The organism is Ornithinibacillus bavariensis (assembly GCF_018333235.1).
Taxonomy (GTDB): domain Bacteria; phylum Bacillota; class Bacilli; order Bacillales; family Amphibacillaceae; genus Ornithinibacillus; species Ornithinibacillus bavariensis.
On the sequence record NZ_BORP01000002.1, the window covers coordinates 553,147 to 573,490 of the forward strand.

Consider the following 20,344-nt stretch of genomic DNA (forward strand, 5'->3'; position numbering starts at 1 on the left):
ATTTCTTGATCAGCTACTTTTTGGTGCTAAAGACATTAATTCACTTCATAAATGTGACTTTATCTTTATTTTTTGCTAGTACTGTAGTTGGCAACGTAGTACTTAGTGATAATAATATAATTATGATATTGAATAGTTTTTTCTTCATGTAAATATCTCCCTTTTTTGCAAAGAAATTGTATTATAAGGCGCCGCCAGTTACATATTAATTAATTCTCGGATAAGTGGAAAAAGACTTTCTGTTGGGAAATATAGCAATTGAGAAGCAAAAACTATTATTAAAATGATAGTTTTTGAATAATAAGTTGTGTTCATTTTCTCATATACTCAAACTATTTATTTAAAAAAATATCAATAACTTTTTTAATAAATAGAATGGTTTCTTAATCTATATACATTTTTAGCTATAAGAATAGATATTACTTTGGAACTATAGTTGTGATGCGCACTTGCGATTCTTATTGTATGCTAACTTAGCAACTGCTAACATTTACAATTTTATAGTAGTAATATTATAGATTTTCAAATAGACAGTTATATAGTAGCTCAACAGTGGGGGGTACAATATGGTGATAAGAAATTATCAAAAGAGATTCCTTATTCTTTTCCTTATTGTGATGATTATAGGTGTGTTAGCGGTTGTTCTGTTCTTCACTTTTGTTAAATCTCCCTCCAGTAAAGCAAAAGCCGCAGTTGAGGAATTCTACGCTTATGAACAGGATGGGAACTTTGCAGAGTCATGGAAAATGTTCCATCCATTTATGAAGGAACGTCTGGAGAAGAATCAGTATATAGAAGATCGTGTCCAGGCTTTATTTAATGACAATGGTGTACATACATTTTCATTTACAGTGGACGATCCAGAATTAATTAAAAATTGGCAGGTAGATGAAGACAGTGAGCCAATCGAAGAAGTATATAAAACAGAAGTGAGGCAATTTTTTGAGGGCATCTTTGGAAACTTTGAGATTGTTCAATCGGTTTATGTTACGAGTCTTGATGGAGAGTGGACAGTACTTTGGGATTATAATGAATCAGAAGATTTCTTGAAAATGGATGAAAATTAGGTAATTTTCATCTTAACTTTTTAATGACTTTCTCATATGATAGAACAATAACTTGTCTATATTAAAAACGAATAGGAGGAAGGATTCATGAGTCAAAAAATTGCTATCTTGATTCTTCATGGTGCTGGTACTCCTGAGACAAATTTTGCAGATAAGTTAGTCAAGCGGATTAAGGAAACATTTGCAAGAAAGCTTCCTAAACAAAATGCAGAGGCTGAACTCATTTTTCAACCTGTTTATTGGTCCCAAATTTTTGCACCAGAGCAAGAGAAGTTGTGGGAACTTCTCCGAAACTATCGAGATTTGGATTTTGCTCGGCTTAGGAAGTTTGTTATTGAGTTCTTAGCAGATGCTGTAGCATATCAACCTACCAAACAAGGTGGACAAAATTATGATAAAGTACATGCCTTAGTAGCAAAATCAATTCAGCAACTACGAGAAAGAGCAGGGAAAAAGGCTCCTCTATGTGTCATTAGTCATAGTCTAGGTACGGTTATTGCTAGTAATTATTTTTATGATCTGCAGTATAAAAATCGTTATATTGGCCAAGAGACAAAGGAATGTATTGGCATCGAACCAATCGAACAATGTCAAACATTAACTTTGTTTTATACATTGGGTAGCCCAATGGCTCTATGGTCTCTTCGTTATATTGAATTTGGCTCCCCGTTAGTAGTACCTTCCCCTACACTAAAAAATTATTACCCTAATTTACAAGGAGAATGGCTAAACTTTTACGATAAGGACGATGTATTAGCCTTTCCATTAAAAGCAATAAATGAAGCATATAATCAAGCGGTTACAAAGGATGTTGCAGTTAATGCCGGTGGATTAATAACTAGCTGGAATCCGTTGTCCCATTTAAAGTATGATACCGATCAGGAAGTAATTCAGCCTATTGTTGATGGGCTTATACGGACATGGAAGCACGTAAATAAACAAGTGAATATTCCATTTTCTTAAATACCTTACTACAAACTTATAAATCTATGAATTAATTAAAACATGTATTTACCTATAACGAAAATGGTTATTAATGTAATCCTATTTTGGTAGTAGAATAATTGAATCTGCTACTCTATCGTTCATTATTAGGGCTTTAGATCTATTTGTCCTTATCTCTATATAAATAATTAGGGAATTGAAGTTCACTAAGAATATCGAATAAGGGGAAATATATCCTATTTTTTATATTTTTATAAAAAATATACTAACGTATACATTACAAAACTCCTAGTTATGTGGTAAGCTTTCTCTTAAATTGATGAGGATTACTAGATTCATTATGCATAGATATTAATACGGTCCCCACCGATTAAATATGTTAGTAATGGAGGAATTTTCATGGGTCATGATGTAAGAATGCAGAAGACTGGCCAGAAAATTGAGAGTAATCATCCTTTGTACCATTTCAAGCGGAAAGTTTGGAATGTGCATGTTGACAGGCATCCGGCCATTATTTTTGAATGCAAAAATGAAGCGGATGTGATCGAAGCAGTAAAATATGCACAAGAGAGGAATCTGAAGATTACTGTCCGTGGTGGCGGATTTCATCCTGCTGGTAAGTCTGTTAAAGATGAGGCTGTTTTAATAGATTTATCCTTAATGAATCATATTCATGTAGATGAAGTGACTAAGGTTGCGACAGTTGGTGCAGGTGCAAAGATTTATGAAATTGATGAGCTAACACAGGAATATGGCCTTGCTGTTCCACTTGGCAGTTGTGCCAATCTTGGTGTATCTGGATTAGCGCTTGGTGGAGGATTAGGTTACTTGAGGGCAAAATATGGGCTAACAAGTGATAATGTAATTGCAGTTCATATGGTAACTGCCAAAGGAGAATTAATTTATGTCAATCGCTTTGAACATCCTTCCTTATTTTGGGCTATTCGTGGAGCAGGGGCGAACTTTGGAGTTGTAACGAAATTTGAATTGAAGCTGTACCCTGTAGGTCAATATATTTTAGGAATTGATGTTGTGTATGACTATAGGGATGTACAGCAGATTCTGGAGAAAGTAGAGGAATATCGTAAATTCGCTGTAGATGATATTTCATTTAATGTGGTCATTACAAATATTGCCCCAAATGGAAAGGGGAGCATTTCTACCGTACGCTTAATAGGGATGTACATTGGTGAGTTAAGCCTAGAGGTAGAGGAAAAAATTATTCAACCACTGCTTACATTAGCAGAACCAATTACAGATAATACTGAAGTAATGACTTATACTGACATGCAAAAGAAATTTGATCCTTTTGTTCAGGAAGGCTTTGCGATTGAAGGTATTTCTTTATTTTTTGATGAATTAAATCAAGAAGCAATCAATATTCTTTTAGACGAATTTAATAAAACAGACATTCAAGTGACAATACATTTATTGGAGCTTCATGGTCAAATAAATCGTATATCAACTTATGAATCAGCTTTTACAATCAGGGATGGTAGCTATCTCTTAATAGTAGACGCAGAAATTGGAGCAAACCCAGAACATACATCAAAATGGATCCGTCAAATTTATGAGAAATTACTACCATATTCCTATAACAAGACATCTTATTTAAACAGTTCCCACGAAAATGAGGAAGTATATCGAAATTCTTATAAATGTATTCATAATACCTTAGTAAGGTTGAAAAAAGAGTATGATCCATATAATTTATTCTGTTCTGAACATAAATTAATCGAGTAACAAATAAAGGTAAGCTGGTCGTAGCTTACCTTTTCAATGGTTGAAATGTATACTTTATTTTAATAATTGCATGATTCGCTTCGTAAGTTGAATTCTATTCTTTACATTTGCTTTTTGATAAATACGGCTTAATGCTTTTTTGACAGTAATCTCTGCTATATATAATTCTTTAGCAATATCTAGGATTGTTTTTTCTTCTAGTAGTAGTTTGACAATTTCTTGTTCTCTTTTTGTCAATGAAAATTCCTCAATAATTACGTCTAATTCGTTTTTCTGTTTGTACTCTTTTAAAAATTGGTTGAGATAAGGAGCTAGCCTCGGACCACTGACATCCAATAAAAATGTAGGTGTTGGGTTATGTTCACCATAGTCATAATGTACTGCTTTTGGAACGGTTTGAAAACCAAACTTATATAGAAGATCTTGAAATAGCTTTAAAGGTGTTGATATAATAAGCCTTCCCTTTGAAAATATTAAAGGAAATAAACTATACAACAAGTGAGCACGAGCAGCACTATCGGATGGATACTTATAATTTTGATAACGAATAAAGTAACCAGCAGGTTTTTCTACTGGCACATTATAGTAACTTTTTTCCGCTTCTGTTAAACTTTTAAAGTAAGCTCTAGACACAGGTTCATTTTCCAAAAGTGGTAGTGTCTCTTTATGTATAGGGACCACAATGGATATTCCAATAACCTCTCCATTAATTCTTTTCAATAAATTAGATCCATCGTAGCCCATCTTTTTTATATATTCAGGTCCTATTAGCTTTAGCTCCTGCTTATTATGTTCTATTGATGCATCAAACTGAAAGGACAGGTTGGTAGTTCTGTTATAATAATTAGTTATACTTTCCGATATGTTTTCCTTTATGTACTTAAAAAAACTCTCCACTTCTTCAAAGTTGTATTCACCTATAGGTTCTAAATACATAGATGTATCTAATGCTGTATCTTGAAAAAATACCGATTGGATAACATCATCACCAATGTGATAAAAAAATGATGCTATATCTTCTTTAGTAGGGTAATTTAAAACTCGATGATAATAATATTGAATAATTTTGTTAGTTAACGTTTCGTAACGCTCTGGATTTTTATGTTTTAATTCAATTCGAATGGTATCTCGGATTAGCTCTTGAATACTCCATCCTTTCTTTGCTTTATGCACAAAGGAAAGTGATATAAGTTCATTAAACTTTTTATTAGAGATTTCTTCTTGAAGAATTGTAGATATGACTTGTTGATCAAACTGATGAAATAATGCTGCAACCTCTATTAAACTTATTATTCGCTCGTTCGTTGCTTCACTTAACCATCTTTTAGTTAAAGCACCTAATAACTCGGAATCGGATTCATATTTTAAGCTAACCTTTGATGAAATATTGCTCATCGTTGCTAAAGAAAGTAGTAATGGATTGCCGCTTGTATATTTCCATATTGCTTGTATATCACTACTTTCAGTTATCTCATTTTTCGTGAGGAATAGGAGTGTGTCATCATAGGTGAATGGATTTAATTGAATTTGCTTTGTAATTTTACGCCACGCAGGAGACTCTACCCATTCGCCAGTCAATGGTTTTCTACCCGCTAAGATGATGTAAAAGTTTGGCCTTAAATAGCGTAATAATGTCTCGCGATACCACCTATCTAAAGTAGATAATTGCTCAAAGGAATCAATAACAATAATAATTTTCTCCCCTAGTTGGTTGAGAATCTGTAAGCTGCTTTCTACTTCTGTTGGTGGAGAATAGTCCAATTCATGTGTTGCAATAAATGTTGTCAGGGAGGCTTGAAAATGGCTAAATAGTCCTTCGGCTGTATTGGGAAAATCACGAGCATCTAAATGAAGGAAGGGAATATGTTGCGCTTCAGCAATTCGAGCAAACTTGTTAAGCAAAAAAGTTTTACCAATTCCAGCACTACCGTAAAAATGTATGATCCTCTGTTTAGGGTTTTGTGCTGTTAAAAAATCACAAAAGAACTTCAACTCCTCATTTCTACCAACAAAATAAGCATCTTCTACTTCCTGAATAATTTCATTTATTCCTTTGAAAGATGTTGAAGAACCTTCATGTATGTTCAATTATATTCCCCCTCTTAGGGCAATTTTGAAGAGTTGGATAATTTAAATGTATTACAGGGGTAGGATAGTGTCAAGACAAGTGTATGACTTAGTAAGTATAGATTACATAATTAGTCGTACCTTAATAGAGGAACAGGTAAAACTTCTGTTCAATACCCACAAGGAGTGATCAGTTTTGGCAAGAAACAATAGTAAATTGTTAGTGCCAGGTGCAAGAAATGCAATGGAACAAATGAAAGAAGAAATTGCTAACGAGCTTGGTGTGAGGCCAGGAGCGGATACTACTGCACGAGAAAACGGATCTGTGGGGGGCGAAATGGTCAAACGAATGATCCAAATCGCCGAACAGAGTATGCAGAATCGAAGATAGTAGCATACTCGGATAGAAAGGAGTCCAATGGGCTCCTTTTTACTTTTTTGAGCTGCATTATAGATTCCTGCTAACAGAAACATTCTGTAGCTGGTTTAACCCCGGTAAAAAGAAATTAAACCATTGAATTTCTAAAAATTCAAACTACTAATATAATATCTTCATTGGTACAATATAGGAAAACATTTTAGCATACGCTAGAGTAAAGGAGGTTTGAAGATTGAAACCAATTATCGGTATTATTACCTCAACAGAGCTTGATGAGCGCACTTTTTATACAGCTAAGGATAATACTTCAGCAATTTCGAATGCGGGAGGAATACCAGTTCTATTGCCGTATTATCAACATCGAGATGATCTTTATCAAATGGCTACTTTGCTAGATGGGCTTTATGCGACTGGTGGCTATGATATTGACCCGACCTTATTTGGTGAAGAGCCACACCCAAATTTAGGCTCGGTTATCCCAGCGAGAGATGCTTTTGAAATTCAGCTTATTCGAATCATGATGGATATGGATAAACCGATCTTAGGGGTGTGTCGAGGGTGTCAAACGCTAAATATTGCTGCTGGTGGAGATATGTACCAGGATATTTACTCGCAATTGGCTGGGGAATTATTGCAGCATCAGCAAAATGCCCCAAAGGAACATGGGTCCCATTATGTCGATGTACGCAAAAACTCTCTTTTGTACCGAATTACTGGGGAAACGAAGCTAAGAGTTAATAGTAGACATCATCAAGCAAATCGGAATGTAGTAAACCCGTTACAAATATCTGGTAAAGCGAGTGATGGTGTGATTGAAGCGATAGAAAGCAAAGAGCACAACTTTATACTAGGTTTACAATGGCATCCAGAGAGCATGATTGAATCGGGGGATATAGCATCTAAAGCTATTTTTAAGGCGTTTCTCGAGTCGTGTAGAAAGTAAAAAGAAAGGAGTTTTACATGAAAATTATTGATTTACATTGTGATGCATTGTTTAGGATGCAAGAATCTAGAAGAAACACCTTGATGGAAGATTTAAGATTTAGAGATTCTAACGCACTGAATACGAACCTACAATATTTAAAGAAAGGTAGGGTCAAGGTACAGTTTTTTGCTATTTTTATCATGCCAAATGTTCCTGTTGAAGAGAAATGGCAGCGTGCACTTGAGCAAATTGATTTATTTTATACAGAAATTCTCCTAAATCCTGAGATCAAGCATATTAAAAAATGGCAGGATATCCTCCAATTGAATGAAGGAGAGATTGGCGTTGTTTTAACACTTGAGGGTGCCGATGCATTTGGAAATGATTTAGCAAAACTACGTATGCTTTATCGACTAGGGGTGCTTTTGCTTGGATTGACCTGGAATAATGCGAATCTCTGTGCTGATGGGGTTGGTGAGATAAGAGGTGCAGGACTCACGACATTTGGCAAAGAGGTTATTGCATTAAATAATGCGAATCATGTACTTACAGATGTATCACATTTATCGGTAAAGGCCTTTTGGGATACTTTAGAATTGGCAGATTACCCAATTGCTAGCCATTCCAATGTATTTACTCTATGTCCACACCCACGCAATCTCCATGATGAACAAATTATAGCCATGATTAAACGGAATGCTATGATCCATGTAGTGTTTTGGCCACCGTTTATTAATCATGAAAAAGCACATGCAACCTTAGACGATTTGGTCAGACATATTGAGTATATTTGTGAACTTGGTGGTGTGAAAAATATCGGCTTCGGCTCTGATTTTGATGGAATTTCTTCATTTGTTACTGATCTAGAAGATGCCTCTAAGTATCAAAACCTGATTAGCTATTTGTTGAAGTATTATCGGGAAGATGAGGTAAAAGGTTTTGCTTATCAAAACTTTATTCATCATCTTCCTAGAAATTAAGGGTAAACATTAGAATAATTAGAAATATCTTCCATCTGTGTTTTGAATAGGTGAAAATATTTTTTGGTATAGTATTTTGACTTTTTTGATAATAGAGATTAGGATGTAATTGATTGAAAGGCAATAATTTTAAAGGGGGGCATGCCTATGAGGAAGATGCTTAATATATGATTAAAAAAATTAAAATAAGGAAGGTGTAGTGGATGAAGATTCAATTTACAGGGGATGTAAATCAATTGTTATCAGGTATTACTGAACTACAAAATGATTATGATTTTGTTGTTTCTAATCATGCTGATATTATTTTACATTGCAAGGAAAATAGATATGAAAAAAATCTTCACATTTCGTATCAGGATGGTAGGGGAACTATTACTTATCAAAAGCCTAGTCACTTTTTTAGAGCATTTGGATTGCTCCTTGAACACCTGCAAAAAGGGGAAATAGCGTTTTTTATTGAGGAGATACCACAATTTGAAACAATTGGTCCGATGTTCGATTTATCTAGAAATGCAGTATTAAAAACCGAAACATTTAAGGACTTAATCCGTAAATTAGCCGTCATGGGATTTGATTCCGCAATGCTTTATATGGAAGATATATATGAGGTAAGGAATGAGCCATATTTTGGATACATGCGTGGGAGATATTCGCAAGTGGAATTAAAGTCCTTAGATGATTACGCCCATAACTTAGGGATAGAACTAATACCATGTATTCAGACACTTGCCCATTTGGAAGAATTTTTAAAATGGAATGCAGCTTATCGTTATAAAGATACAAGAGGTGCTTTATTACTGGAAAGTGATGATACTTATGACTTACTTGATACTATGATTCAATCAGTTACAGCTCCTTTTAGGAGTAAGAGAATTCATATTGGTATGGACGAGGCTGAGGAAGTAGGAAGAGGAAGGTATTTAAATCTGAATGGCTATAAGCCACGATTCGAACTAATGGTTGAACATTTAGAAAAGGTATTAGCGATAACTGAAAAATATGGCCTAAAGGCAATGATGTGGAGTGATATGTTTTTAAAGCTTGCATCAAAAACTGGGGATCAATACAGTAAAAATACTGAAATGCCAGCGTATATTATCGAGAAAACGCCTAAAAATGTTCAATTAATGTACTGGCAATATAATCAAACTGATGGAAATCATTATGAGCAAATCATCGAGCAACATAAACGATTTAGTAAAACACCTGCCTTTGCCGGAGGGATGTGGATTTGGAATACTTTTGCACCTAATTACAATCTATCACTACCAGCAAGTAAGGCGGCACTTACCGCTTGTAAAAAGCACGGTGTGAAGGATGTCTTTGTTACCTTATGGGGTGATGATGGATTTGAGAATAATGTTTACACAGCGTTATTTGGTCTACAATATTATGCAGAGCATGCATTTGCAAAGGAAATTGATGAAGAGAAACTAAAGGACAGGGTGAAATTCTGCACAGGGATTGATCCAGAGATGTTTTTTGTCCTAAATGAATTAGATACTCCTCCTGGAGTGAGTGAAGGGAATCTACAGCAAACAAATCCGTCGAAGTTTCTACTCTGGCAGGATGTTCTACTTGGACTATTTGACAAGCATGTAGAAGGATTAGAAATGCAACCACATTACGAAAAAATCGAGAAGAGAATAAATAACTATAGAATAAACCATCATGGAAATTTGGACTATATTTTTTCTGTACCAGAGAAGCTAAGTAGGGTGTTAGCACTCAAAGCAACAATTGGTGTCCAATTAAAACAAGCCTACGATACTAAGAATATGGATATACTAACAAACCTTGCTAATGTCCTTCTTCCAGAATTGATTGTAAGAGTCAAGGCTCTACGCGTTGCACATCGCGAACAATGGCTTAAACTGAATAAACCGTTTGGCTGGGAAGTAATTGATATTCGTTATGGTGGGCTAATAAACCGAATTGATACTGCTATTAAGAGGTTAAATGACTATTTAAATCATTCGATTGATTCGATTGAGGAATTAGAGCAGGAGCGGTTATTTTTTTCGCCAGATGTCCAAAACTCTACTAGCTTAGGATGGTGCAGTTATTATTATAGAATAGCTTCACCAAACGTGTTTTTCCATGTTCTACCAATCTATTGAGTGAAGAGGTGGTCAAGGAATGAAAAAGTTACGACATGACCTTTTTGTTGGTTGCTATGGAAGTCCTCAAGACTCAACCATTCATTGGCTAGAATTCGATAAAACAGATGGTAGGCTTTATGAGGTTGCAACATTTTCAGGGATAGAGAATCCATCTTTTTTAACGATAGATAGAAACAACGGATTCTTATATGGCATAGTGAAGTGGAACATGGCCAAGTAATTAGCTTTAAGATAGATTTTGCTGATAAAGAATTACAGGAGATAAGCAGACTTCCAACGAAAGGATCTCCATGCTATGTAGAGCTTGGCAAAGCAAATGATTTTCTTTTCACTGCTAATTATGGTGGTGGGAGTGTTATTGTTCATAAATTAAATCAAAGTGGAATGATTGTTGAGGAAATGGATATTATCTCTTATCAAGAACCGAATCAGCAAAGGTTATCTCACCTGCATACGATTCGTAATATTCCTGGAACGAATTATTTTGTTGCAACAGATCTAGGGCTTGATAAACTATATTTCTATCAGTTTGTAAAAGAAAGTGGTGCTTTGAGACAAATCCAAGAGCTGATTCTTCCCAAGGGAACCGGGCCACGCCATCTTGCTTTTCACCCATACCTAAAAAAAATCTATGTTGTCACAGAATTGCAATCAACCATTTTAGCTATTTCTTATAATCATCCGTTATCAACTATACGAATTGAACAGGAAATAAGTATGCTGCCAAAGGATTATCATGGTAAGAGCTATGGAGCTGAAATACAACTGGCACAATCGGGGCACTATTTATATGCATCTAATAGAGGACACCATTCGATTGCTATCTTTCATGTAAACCAAGATGGGTGTTTACAGTTTTTATCATGTACGCAAACCATAGGGGAATGGCCAAGGCATTTTACCATTTCTCCACAAGGTAAATTTCTCATACTAGCAAATGAACATTCCAATAGTCTTCATGTCATGAACATACAATCTAGCGGAAAACTACAATCAATTAATGAAGGAGTGTTATCAATTAATAGGCCAGTTTGTGTATGCTTTGCATAGGAAATTAGGATAACGTATTGAGTCAGTTAGAAGATTAGGGAGAGCTTAGAAAAGCAATCTGTCAGCATAAAAGTGGGACTTTAGAGGTTCCATTTTAAAATTTTTCCATAAACATTATAATGTTATATTGACCTAATGTTATAATAGTGTTATTATTTTGAATAACGAGAAAGCGCTTACTACAGGATGTTAAAAGTTAGTACATATCATTAAAGAGGTGATGATAGACAATATTTCAATTAGAATTACATTTTTGAGTGCTTTTGGGGGAAAACGAATACTTGATAATTAGTAGATTACGAGGAGGTATAGTGTGAAGTTTAAAAAGTTATTATTGTTCATGATGATTTTCATAGTTGGAATTGTACTAGTTGCTTGTAAGAGTGATGAAGCAGCAAACAATACAGATAACGGTTCTAGTAAAGTAAATGAGACTGGAATGCCAATTGTAGATGAAGATTTAGAATTGAAAATTTTTGCTAATAAGCCAGCACAAAATGAAGATAATGATTGGAATGATATTCTAATTTGGAATCATTATCGTGATCAAACTAATATTAACGTTAAATGGAATCTAATAAATCCTGATGCACTCCAAGAAAAACGTAATTTAGCTCTTGGTGGTGGTGATTTACCTGATGCATTTTTCCTTGCGCAAATTCCAAATACTGATTTATTACGATATGGCGCCCAGGGGACACTTCTTCCATTAAATGATTTGATTGACAAGTATGCACCAAATCTAACAAAGCTAATGGGAAATGACCCAAGTATACGAAGTGCAATCACTTTTCCGGATGGAAATATTTACTCTATGCCATCCCTAATTGAGGAGGATTTCTTGTCCTTACGATTAAGTGCAAGACCTTGGATTAATGAAGATTGGTTAAAAGAATTAAATATGGATATACCCGAAACTACCGGGGATTTCTATGAATACTTAAAAGCAGTGAAGGAATTGGACCCAGCTGGCGGTGGAAAGACAATCCCTTATGGAGGAACAACAATTGTAGAATTAATTCAATGGCTAGCAGGATCCTTTGGTGTGATGAATCATGGACCATCAAATGCGAATATCGATTTAGACCCTAGTGATAATAGCTCAATAAGATATTATGCGACTACGGATGAGTATAAGCAGTTATTGGAATATATTCACCAATTATATAAAGAAGGGTTAATTGATCAAAGTATATTTACAATTGAATGGGGACAGTTCCTTGCCAATGCATCTGAGAATCTATATGGTAGTATGATTTTCTATGACCCTATTGAATTGTTTGGTGAGGAAATAGGATCACAATATAATAGTTTAGCTGCTTTAGAAGGACCAGAAGGACATAAAAGCTATAATAAGCTTTCGTCATCTGTTTGGGATCCTGCGAACTTAGTCCTAACAAATAAAAATCCAAATCCAGCTGCAACGGTAAGATGGATGGATTATTTCTATAGTGATGAAGGTGCACAGTTATACTACATGGGTGTAGAGAATGAAACTTTTGAAGTAAAGGATGGAAAAGCTGTTTATATGGATCATATTTTAAATCCAGAAGGAGATATGACATTTGAACAAGCTATCGCCAAACAATTAACATGGCTTGGTTCAATTAATGGGATTATCAAAGCTGACTTCTTCCAAGGTGGAGAATCTGCACCACAATCTATGGCAGCAGCTGAGAAAATAGAGCCTTTTGTACCAGAAGAAATTTGGCCAAGATTTACTTTCACGGAAGAGGAAAATAAGGTTTTACAGTCTGTTGGTCAAGATGTAACGAAATATGTTGAAGAAATGCGTGACAAATTTATAACTGGTGACGCAGATTTCTCAGAGTGGGACAATTACGTTGAGACGGTTAAGAAAAATGGTTTAGAAGATGTAGTTAAAGTATACCAGGATGCGTATGATCGATATAAGGATAATCAATAAGTTTATTAGGTTGCAAAAAGGGTTGTAAATAACTTACCACCCATTCATATGGCTGGATTGGCTGAAATTATTGTGAAAAAATGGATTTCTACTAATCCAGCCTATTCTATTCTAGCAGGTAAACAAAAATACTCCATTGGTATAAGGTGAAATTAAGCCATTCACCATATGGAATGTGAATACCAAGTTTTTTAAAAAAAGAAGGTAGAGATGGTAGGATGGAACAAAGAGTAAATAATGGTTATAAGATTAAAAAGAGTTTCATAAGAAATTGGCAATTATACCTATTCCTTTTACCTGTAGTAACCTATTTTATTATTTTTCATTACATCCCTATGTATGGTGTGCAGATTGCATTTAAGGATTTCTTTTATAATTTAGGGATTATGGGTAGCCCGTGGGTAGGATTTGAGCATTTTGAGAGATTTTTTAATTCGTATTATTTTTGGAGATTATTGAAGAATACAATCATATTGAATGCATATGGCCTGCTGTTGTTCCCACTTCCCATCATTTTTGCGCTTGCTTTAAACGAGCTAAGAAATGGATCTTTTAAAAAATGGTCGCAGACACTCACTTATGCACCACATTTTATATCAGTTGTCGTAGTGGTTGGGATGCTTGTTGCATTTTTAGATCCGAATACTGGGATAGTCAATCATGCACTTCGGGCACTGGGAATGGAGCCGGTTTCCTTTTTAACTAGTCCCGAATGGTTTCGACATATCTATGTATGGTCAGGGCAATGGCAGTCATTAGGCTGGGGAACTATAATCTATTTAGCTGCACTAGCTGGTGTTAATCCAGAACTTCATGAAGCAGCTAAAGTGGATGGTGCAACAAGATTTCAACGTATTTTACATATCAACATACCCACAATAATGCCTACAATAATCATACTATTCATTTTAAACATAGGTAACTTTATGCAAATTGGTTTTGAAAAGGTTCTATTAATGCAAAACAATTTGAACGCTGAAACATCCGATATCATCCAAACATTTGTTTATGAAACTGGTCTTTTAGAAGGGCAATATAGTTTTGCAGCGGCAATTGGATTATTTGAGTCGATGATTAATATTGTTCTTTTAATTACAGTTAATCAAATCGCGAGGAAGGTTAGCGAAAATAGCTTATGGTGAGGGGGAATCAGGATGTCAAGATTTAGTTTATCAGACCGAGCATTTGAACGAATTAACTTTTTCTTTGTATTAATCATTACAATTATTATTCTATATCCACTAATCTTTGTTATTAGTGCATCAATTAGTGACCCTCAAGCAGTAAATTCAGGAAAAATGTGGCTTTGGCCAGTGGATATAACATTTGATGGATTTGTAAGGGTATTCCAAAATAAAGCGATTTGGGTCGGATATAGAAATACAATTATATACACGATTATCGGTGTCTGTTTCCATCTATTTATGCTACTTCCAGCTGCTTACGCTTTATCTAGGAAAGAATTAATGGCAAAGAAGTTCTTCCTCTGGTTTATCCTGATTACCATGCTTTTTAATGGTGGATTAATCCCAACTTATTTAGTCGTGAAAAGCTTGGGAATGGTTGATACCATGTGGGCAATTGTAATTCCAGGTGCTATTGGGGCTTGGTCATTACTTGTTGCACGTACTTTCTTTCAGCAAACAATTCCTGACCAACTAGTAGAAGCGTCAAAAATAGATGGTGCAAGTGATTTTTACTTGTTTATTAAAGTAGTCCTGCCCCTCTCACTACCAATTATTGCGGTAATGGCATTATTTCATGCGGTCGCATTGTGGAACCAATATTTCAATGCATTGATTTATTTATCAAACGAGAATCTATATCCATTACAGTTAATACTTCGGCAAATATTAATCCTAAATGAGGTAAGTGCTAGCAGTGCTGCATCATTAGCCGGCGGTGCTCAGTCATTTGCTGAACAGGTCAAGACAGCTTCTCTTGTTAAATACGCAGTTATTATCGTTTCAGCATTACCACTTTTAATAGTTTATCCTTTTTTACAGCGTTTTTTTGTAAAAGGGGTATTAATTGGATCGGTGAAGGAATAACCGGAGAAAGGTAAAAAAGAAGAAGGTTGAAAAAAATGAATGGTATTGTAAATGGATATTACCGTTTTTCGGTATGGATAATGCGGTTTGCTTTATTAAATTTATATTGGCTAGCTTTTACAGCTCTTGGTTTAGTTGTATTAGGTTTTATGCCGGCAACAACAGCTATGTTTGCGGTTGTCAGGAAGTGGGTTAAGGGCGAGGAAGATGTACCTATATTGGCGACTTTTTGGAAAACATTTCATACGGAATTTTGGAAAACGAATGGTTTAGGACTGATTTTGTTCTTGATAGGTTACTTTTTAGTCATTGAATTAAATATTCTACGTGCCCAGGAAAGTATCGTTTATCTTATTGTAAGTTTTACTGTAATAGTGACACTTATTTTATATGTTATCGTCCTAACATTTTTCTTTCCAATCTTTGTCCATTTTCGACTTCGAATAGTAGATTATTTGATGTGGCCATTTATTGTTGGTGTAAAACACCCGATATTAACCGTTTTTATTTTTGTAGTTATAGGAATTGCATATCAAATAACATGGACGTCTATTCCAGCTCTTTTCTTTTTCTTTGGAGGGAGTTTAACGTCATTTTTTATTATGTGGGCGGTATCCAAGACATTTCCCTATTATGAAAAACAAGAGGCTTAGATATTCTAAGTGAACATTAAATATAGAGTCAAAGTATGGCTAAATGGTAAAGAATAGATCCTAATTTAGGGATAGTAGGAGCAAAGTATATGGTGATCATCGAAGGAGCAACACTAGTAAATGGTACGCAATGTAATATTGTTGTGAAGGATGGCTTAATTGAAGAAATAACGATAGATAATGTAGTGGGTGGTGATGTGATTTCAATCCCTAAGGGGGTATACGTTAGCCCAGGGTGGATTGATTTACATTCACATGCCTTTCCTAATTTCGAGCCATACTGTTCTCACCCTGATAATATTGGCTATACTTCAGGGGTTACAACTGTTGTGGATGCGGGAAGTTGTGGGGCAGATGACATTACAGACTTTTATGAGCTTGCTAAAGAGTGTCATACAAGAGTATTAGCTTTTTTAAATGTTTCAAGTATAGGACTTCGGGTTAGAAATGAATTGACCGATTTGTCTAACCTCTCATTTGAAAAAATTGAACATTCCTTTCAAAGATTTCCTGACTTTCTAGTAGGGCTAAAGGCTAGAATGAGTGCAAGTGTGATTGGCGAAAATGACATTAAACCTTTGAAGCTTACAATGGATTATGCGAGTAAACTAAAAAAGCCTGTAATGGTACATGTAGGAAGTGCCCCTCCATTACTAAGTGAAATTGCAGAACAATTAAGAAAAGGTGATATTATAACCCATTGTTTTAATGGCAAAGAAGGGAATACCATTATTGACGATGATTTGTCTATCAAGAAAGCAATTAGAGATGCAACAAATCGTGGAGTTTATCTTGATGTAGGACATGGAACATCTAGTTTTTCATTCGAGATTGCTAAGCAGGCTATGAAAGGGAGATTACCTTTACATAGTATAAGTACTGACATCTATGAACAAAATCGTCTTTATGGCCCGGTCTATAGTTTGGCAACAACCATGACGAAATTTTTAGCATTAGGCTATTCATTAGAAGATGTAGTAAAAAGCGTAACTGAGACTCCTGCAAAGATTCTAAAGAAACCTTTATTAGGAGTATTAAAAAGAGGGGCAGTTGCAGATTTAACTTTTTTTACTATAGAAGATAAGAACGTGACTTTAATAGATTCGTTGGGAAACAAATTAGACTCCCCAATTCAAATTAAGCCTTTTGCAGTAATTCTAGGGGGAAAATATTATGAGTGTATCTAAATTAAATCTCCGAAGAGTTGTTAATGCTAGTGGTAAAATGAGCATTTTAGGTGTATCCACCCTTTCAGATGAAGTAGTAGAAGCAATAAAAGAAGGTGCGCAGCGTTACTATGAGATGGAAGAGCTTCACCATAAAGCGGGTCAATATATTGCGGAGCAGTTGAAGACGGAGGGAGCGCTGATAACTAACTCAGCATCGTCAGCCATTGCGCTAGCAATAGCAGGACTTATTACAAAGGGAGATTCTTACTTTGTAGAACACTTATATGAAATCAATCAATCGCTTCATCGAGAGGTCTTAATTATGATGGGTCACCTCATTAATTATGGAGCACCTATTAGTACCATGATTCAACTAGGTGGAGGAGAAGTTAAATCAGTAGGTTATGCAAATGGCTGTACGATGAATCAGATTGAAGCTGCAATAACAAATCGTACAGTGGCAATAGTGTATGTACAGTCCCATCATACTGTACAAAAGAGTATGCCACCACTAAAGGAGATTAGTTCACTAGCACAAAAACATAATATCCCATTAATTGTTGATGCAGCCGCTGAAACAAATATAATGGTATATTCAAACTATGCGGATCTAATAATTTGGAGTGGATCTAAAGCGTTAGAAGGACCAACATCAGGTATATTAGCTGGTAAAAAGAATTATGTCGATTTTGCCAGAATGCATAATCAAGGAATAGGAAGGGCCATGAAAATTGGAAAGGAATCTATTTTTGGATTATTACAGGCAATTGACCAATATAATTGGCAAGAAATTAGTAAGGAGCAACAACTAGAGAGGTTAAGTCATTTTGAATGCTTAAATGATTTAAATGGTATTACTGTATCCATCCATCAGGATGAGTCAAAAAGAGAAATATATCGGGCACGAATCCTAGTAGATGAAAAAAGTGTGTCCACACCTGCAACACATATCGTCCAAGCACTAAAAGAGGGCGAAATAGCTATTTATACGAGAGACTACCATGCAAACAACGGCTATTTTGAAATAGATCCGAGAACAATAGATGATCAAGACATACCTTTAATTATAAATAAATTTAAAGAAACGTTGGAGGCAAGGTCTCCCATAATCACCGATGAAGATTTCACATAAATTATACGATGAAAATAATAAAGTAGGGTGAACAAGAGATGGGGATGAAGGGAACAATTAAAGCATTTGGAGAGGTCATGATGAGGTTAGAAGCTCCTCATTATTTGAAATTAGAACAAACCCGTGAACTTAAGGTGCTTTATTCAGGTACAGGACTGAATGTATTAAGTGCATTAAATAAATATGGTTATGATACTTCACTTATTACAAAATTACCATCGAATAGTTTGGGAGATGCTGCACTTAGCTATATTGGCTCATTAGGAGTTGGTATCTCTGATATCCTTCGCGGTGGTGAATATCTTGGAATGTATTTCCTTGAAAACGGTTTTGATATTAGACCTTCAAGAGTTACCTATTCGAATAGGAAGGAAAGTAGTTTCTGTACATCCAGCATAATGGAATATGATCTAAATAATATATTAAAGGATACTGCTTTAATTCATCTGTGTGGAATTACACTTTCTATATCTGATCAAACCAGAAGTAATGTGCAGTACCTTGTCAAAAAAGCTAAGGAATTCGGAATAACTGTAGTTTTTGATTTTAACTACCGTCCAAAGCTCTGGAAAAACAATGTTCAAGCTAGAGGCTATTATCAATCAATATTACAGCATACTGATATTTGTTTTATGACAGAAAGAGATGCACAATATATACTGGAAATGGAAACAAATCAAGTGGAACAGGAAAAGCAAATTGAAGATTTGATTCCTAAGGTGGCAGATGCATACGATATACAGGTCATTGCAGGAACAATAAGAAATAAGCTTAAGGAAGGAAAACATACTATTCGTGGGTATATGTTCCATCAGCATTCATTTTACTTCTCTAGGGATTATAGCTTTTCATCACTTGAACGTATTGGTGCTGGTGATGCATTTTCCAGTGGAATTTTGCATGGGGTGCTTTCACAGTATCTACCTAAAGACTCCATTGAATTTGCAACAGCTGCATGTGCATTAGCCCATACGACGTATGGAGATTCGCCTGTATGTTTAGAGGAAGAGATTTGGTCATTAGTTAACCGAGATGAAGTACAGATAGAAAGGTAGAATGATATGAAATTAACATTAAAGAAAGGTCCACTATATATACAGGTACAGGAAATATTAAAGGAACGGATTATAAATGGTATCTATCCCAAGCATACGCTTATCCCATCAGAACCTGAACTAAAAGAGGAATTTAATGTTAGTCTAATTACAATACGAAAGGCCGTAGAACAGTTGGCGCTTCAGGGCTATGTTGAAAAAAGAAGCGGTATTGGTACGACTGTATTGGATAATCATGCTGTGTCGAAGCTATCAAAAGGACAAAGGTTCTCTGAGTACCTAATAAATAATGGTTATGACTTAAAGAAAGAATCGGCCGCATTATCCTTAATTAATACAGAGCAGGACACTTTATTAGCAGAGTATTTTGGCGAGGAATGCTATTGCATTGAACGAATTTATACCTTAAATAGTAAGCCATATATTCATTTTAGGCATTATATACACAAAACTGTAAAACTACCGAACGATACAACAAGTCTTTTAGACTCACTCTACGAGATACTATTCCAGCAAGGAATAAAATTTAATCGCTTTAAGGATGAGTTTGGTGTGGAGGTCCCTGCAAAATATATTGCAGACATTTTAAAAATAGAACAAAAGCCTTTAATGCAACGTATTAGACATTCTTTCGATATAGATGATCGATTAATAGAGTATTCAATTGCATATTATAATACTGACATTCATAAATATGTTGTTAACTTTGATGTATAGGTCATATTACACCCTTTAAGGGCAGCGGGGATTCGTTGGAATCCTTGCTGCTCTATTTATCATTATGTTAATAAAATAAGTTGACCACGAACAGCTACTAAGTAATAATTTATAGTAGACTTTTAATTTTGTGCCATTGGTCAAAAAAGAAAACCTGGTTGTTTAAAACTAAGTTGTTTCCCAGGATAGCCATGGAACTCTACAGAGGAAGCAATTGTATAAAAATTTAAGAGTAAGTATGACTCTAATGCAACAGAAAAATAATACTTAGCAACTCTCGTCTTTTAATCTGTTCATATCAGAAACCTTATATTGTTGTATCCATAAAACCCCAAAAGCCAGTTTATACGCTAACTATTGG

The 20,344-nt window shown here is 35.1% G+C and carries 16 protein-coding genes and 1 pseudogene; 16 read left to right on the forward strand and 1 reads right to left on the reverse strand.

The genetic code is table 11. The features are described from left to right. Positions 1-566: 566 nt before the first annotated feature. The 3 genes from KI338_RS08410 (at position 567) to KI338_RS08420 (ending at position 3,755) form a co-directional block, all read left to right on the forward strand. The gene (locus tag KI338_RS08410) at positions 567-1,067 is read left to right on the forward strand and encodes a hypothetical protein (RefSeq protein WP_212920550.1); all 501 of its coding nucleotides are present in this window, start codon (positions 567-569) and stop codon (positions 1,065-1,067) included. 87 nt (positions 1,068-1,154) lie between these two features. Then, on the forward strand, positions 1,155-2,030 hold the full coding sequence (locus KI338_RS08415; protein ID WP_212920551.1) for a chemotaxis protein: 876 nt from the start codon (positions 1,155-1,157) through the stop codon (positions 2,028-2,030). Positions 2,031-2,411: 381 nt separating this feature from the next. Next, positions 2,412-3,755, forward strand: a complete 1,344-nt coding sequence (locus KI338_RS08420) for an FAD-binding oxidoreductase (protein ID WP_212920552.1) — start codon at positions 2,412-2,414, stop codon at positions 3,753-3,755. Between the two features lie 54 nt (positions 3,756-3,809). Here the strand turns inward: KI338_RS08420 and KI338_RS08425 are convergent, their stop codons facing one another. Then, positions 3,810-5,843, reverse strand: coding sequence for a LuxR family transcriptional regulator (locus KI338_RS08425; protein ID WP_212920553.1), 2,034 nt, complete (start codon positions 5,841-5,843; stop codon positions 3,810-3,812). Between the two features lie 175 nt (positions 5,844-6,018). Between KI338_RS08425 and KI338_RS08430 the strand changes: the two genes are divergently transcribed. The 13 genes and pseudogenes from KI338_RS08430 (at position 6,019) to KI338_RS08495 (ending at position 19,983) form a co-directional block, all read left to right on the forward strand. After that, a complete protein-coding gene (locus KI338_RS08430; RefSeq protein WP_212920554.1) occupies positions 6,019-6,213 on the forward strand; it encodes an alpha/beta-type small acid-soluble spore protein in 195 nt (64 codons plus the stop codon). Between the two features lie 220 nt (positions 6,214-6,433). Next, positions 6,434-7,144 (forward strand): gamma-glutamyl-gamma-aminobutyrate hydrolase family protein, encoded by a 711-nt coding sequence (locus tag KI338_RS08435; RefSeq protein WP_212920555.1) that lies wholly within the window; start codon positions 6,434-6,436, stop codon positions 7,142-7,144. Between the two features lie 17 nt (positions 7,145-7,161). Further along, positions 7,162-8,106 carry a dipeptidase gene (locus KI338_RS08440; RefSeq protein ID WP_212920556.1) on the forward strand — a complete coding sequence of 315 codons (945 nt, stop codon included), beginning with the start codon at positions 7,162-7,164 and terminating at the stop codon, positions 8,104-8,106. Positions 8,107-8,309: 203 nt separating this feature from the next. Then, positions 8,310-10,226 (forward strand): beta-N-acetylhexosaminidase, encoded by a 1,917-nt coding sequence (locus tag KI338_RS08445; protein WP_212920557.1) that lies wholly within the window; start codon positions 8,310-8,312, stop codon positions 10,224-10,226. A gap of 19 nt (positions 10,227-10,245) precedes the next feature. Then, positions 10,246-11,279 (forward strand): annotated as a pseudogene (locus tag KI338_RS08455) (lactonase family protein). A 313-nt stretch (positions 11,280-11,592) separates the two neighbouring features. Continuing rightward, entirely contained in the window at positions 11,593-13,206 is a 1,614-nt protein-coding gene (locus KI338_RS08460) for an extracellular solute-binding protein (RefSeq protein ID WP_244853481.1), read from the forward strand. A 218-nt stretch (positions 13,207-13,424) separates the two neighbouring features. Further along, positions 13,425-14,348, forward strand: coding sequence for an ABC transporter permease (locus tag KI338_RS08465; RefSeq protein WP_212920560.1), 924 nt, complete (start codon positions 13,425-13,427; stop codon positions 14,346-14,348). 12 nt (positions 14,349-14,360) lie between these two features. Then, complete coding sequence (locus KI338_RS08470) at positions 14,361-15,257, forward strand: carbohydrate ABC transporter permease (protein WP_212920561.1); 897 nt, start codon at positions 14,361-14,363, stop codon at positions 15,255-15,257. A 35-nt stretch (positions 15,258-15,292) separates the two neighbouring features. Continuing rightward, positions 15,293-15,910: a YesL family protein gene (locus tag KI338_RS08475; protein ID WP_212920562.1), complete on the forward strand. Its 618-nt coding sequence runs from the start codon at positions 15,293-15,295 to the stop codon at positions 15,908-15,910. An 89-nt stretch (positions 15,911-15,999) separates the two neighbouring features. After that, positions 16,000-17,097, forward strand: a complete 1,098-nt coding sequence (locus tag KI338_RS08480; RefSeq protein ID WP_212920563.1) for an amidohydrolase/deacetylase family metallohydrolase — start codon at positions 16,000-16,002, stop codon at positions 17,095-17,097. Then, complete coding sequence (locus KI338_RS08485; RefSeq protein WP_212920564.1) at positions 17,084-18,211, forward strand: DgaE family pyridoxal phosphate-dependent ammonia lyase; 1,128 nt, start codon at positions 17,084-17,086, stop codon at positions 18,209-18,211. Before KI338_RS08480 ends, KI338_RS08485 begins: the two co-directional genes overlap by 14 nt. 38 nt (positions 18,212-18,249) lie before the next feature. Next, positions 18,250-19,266, forward strand: a complete 1,017-nt coding sequence (locus tag KI338_RS08490) for a sugar kinase (RefSeq protein WP_212920565.1) — start codon at positions 18,250-18,252, stop codon at positions 19,264-19,266. Positions 19,267-19,272: 6 nt separating this feature from the next. Continuing rightward, entirely contained in the window at positions 19,273-19,983 is a 711-nt protein-coding gene (locus tag KI338_RS08495) for a GntR family transcriptional regulator (RefSeq protein ID WP_212920566.1), read from the forward strand. The last annotated feature ends 361 nt before the right edge of the window (positions 19,984-20,344 follow it).

Excerpts from the sequence above, each read along its gene's own strand:
- KI338_RS08410 (WP_212920550.1), top strand. The coding sequence starts at position 567 with ATGGTGATAAGAAATTATCAAAAGAGATTCCTTATTCTTTTCCTTATT.
- KI338_RS08415 (WP_212920551.1), top strand. The coding sequence starts at position 1,155 with ATGAGTCAAAAAATTGCTATCTTGATTCTTCATGGTGCTGGTACTCCT.
- KI338_RS08420 (WP_212920552.1), top strand. The coding sequence starts at position 2,412 with ATGGGTCATGATGTAAGAATGCAGAAGACTGGCCAGAAAATTGAGAGT.
- KI338_RS08440 (WP_212920556.1), top strand. The coding sequence starts at position 7,162 with ATGAAAATTATTGATTTACATTGTGATGCATTGTTTAGGATGCAAGAA.
- KI338_RS08445 (WP_212920557.1), top strand. The coding sequence starts at position 8,310 with ATGAAGATTCAATTTACAGGGGATGTAAATCAATTGTTATCAGGTATT.
- KI338_RS08465 (WP_212920560.1), top strand. The coding sequence starts at position 13,425 with ATGGAACAAAGAGTAAATAATGGTTATAAGATTAAAAAGAGTTTCATA.
- KI338_RS08470 (WP_212920561.1), top strand. The coding sequence starts at position 14,361 with ATGTCAAGATTTAGTTTATCAGACCGAGCATTTGAACGAATTAACTTT.
- KI338_RS08475 (WP_212920562.1), top strand. The coding sequence starts at position 15,293 with ATGAATGGTATTGTAAATGGATATTACCGTTTTTCGGTATGGATAATG.
- KI338_RS08480 (WP_212920563.1), top strand. The coding sequence starts at position 16,000 with ATGGTGATCATCGAAGGAGCAACACTAGTAAATGGTACGCAATGTAAT.
- KI338_RS08485 (WP_212920564.1), top strand. The coding sequence starts at position 17,084 with ATGAGTGTATCTAAATTAAATCTCCGAAGAGTTGTTAATGCTAGTGGT.
- KI338_RS08490 (WP_212920565.1), top strand. The coding sequence starts at position 18,250 with ATGGGGATGAAGGGAACAATTAAAGCATTTGGAGAGGTCATGATGAGG.
- KI338_RS08495 (WP_212920566.1), top strand. The coding sequence starts at position 19,273 with ATGAAATTAACATTAAAGAAAGGTCCACTATATATACAGGTACAGGAA.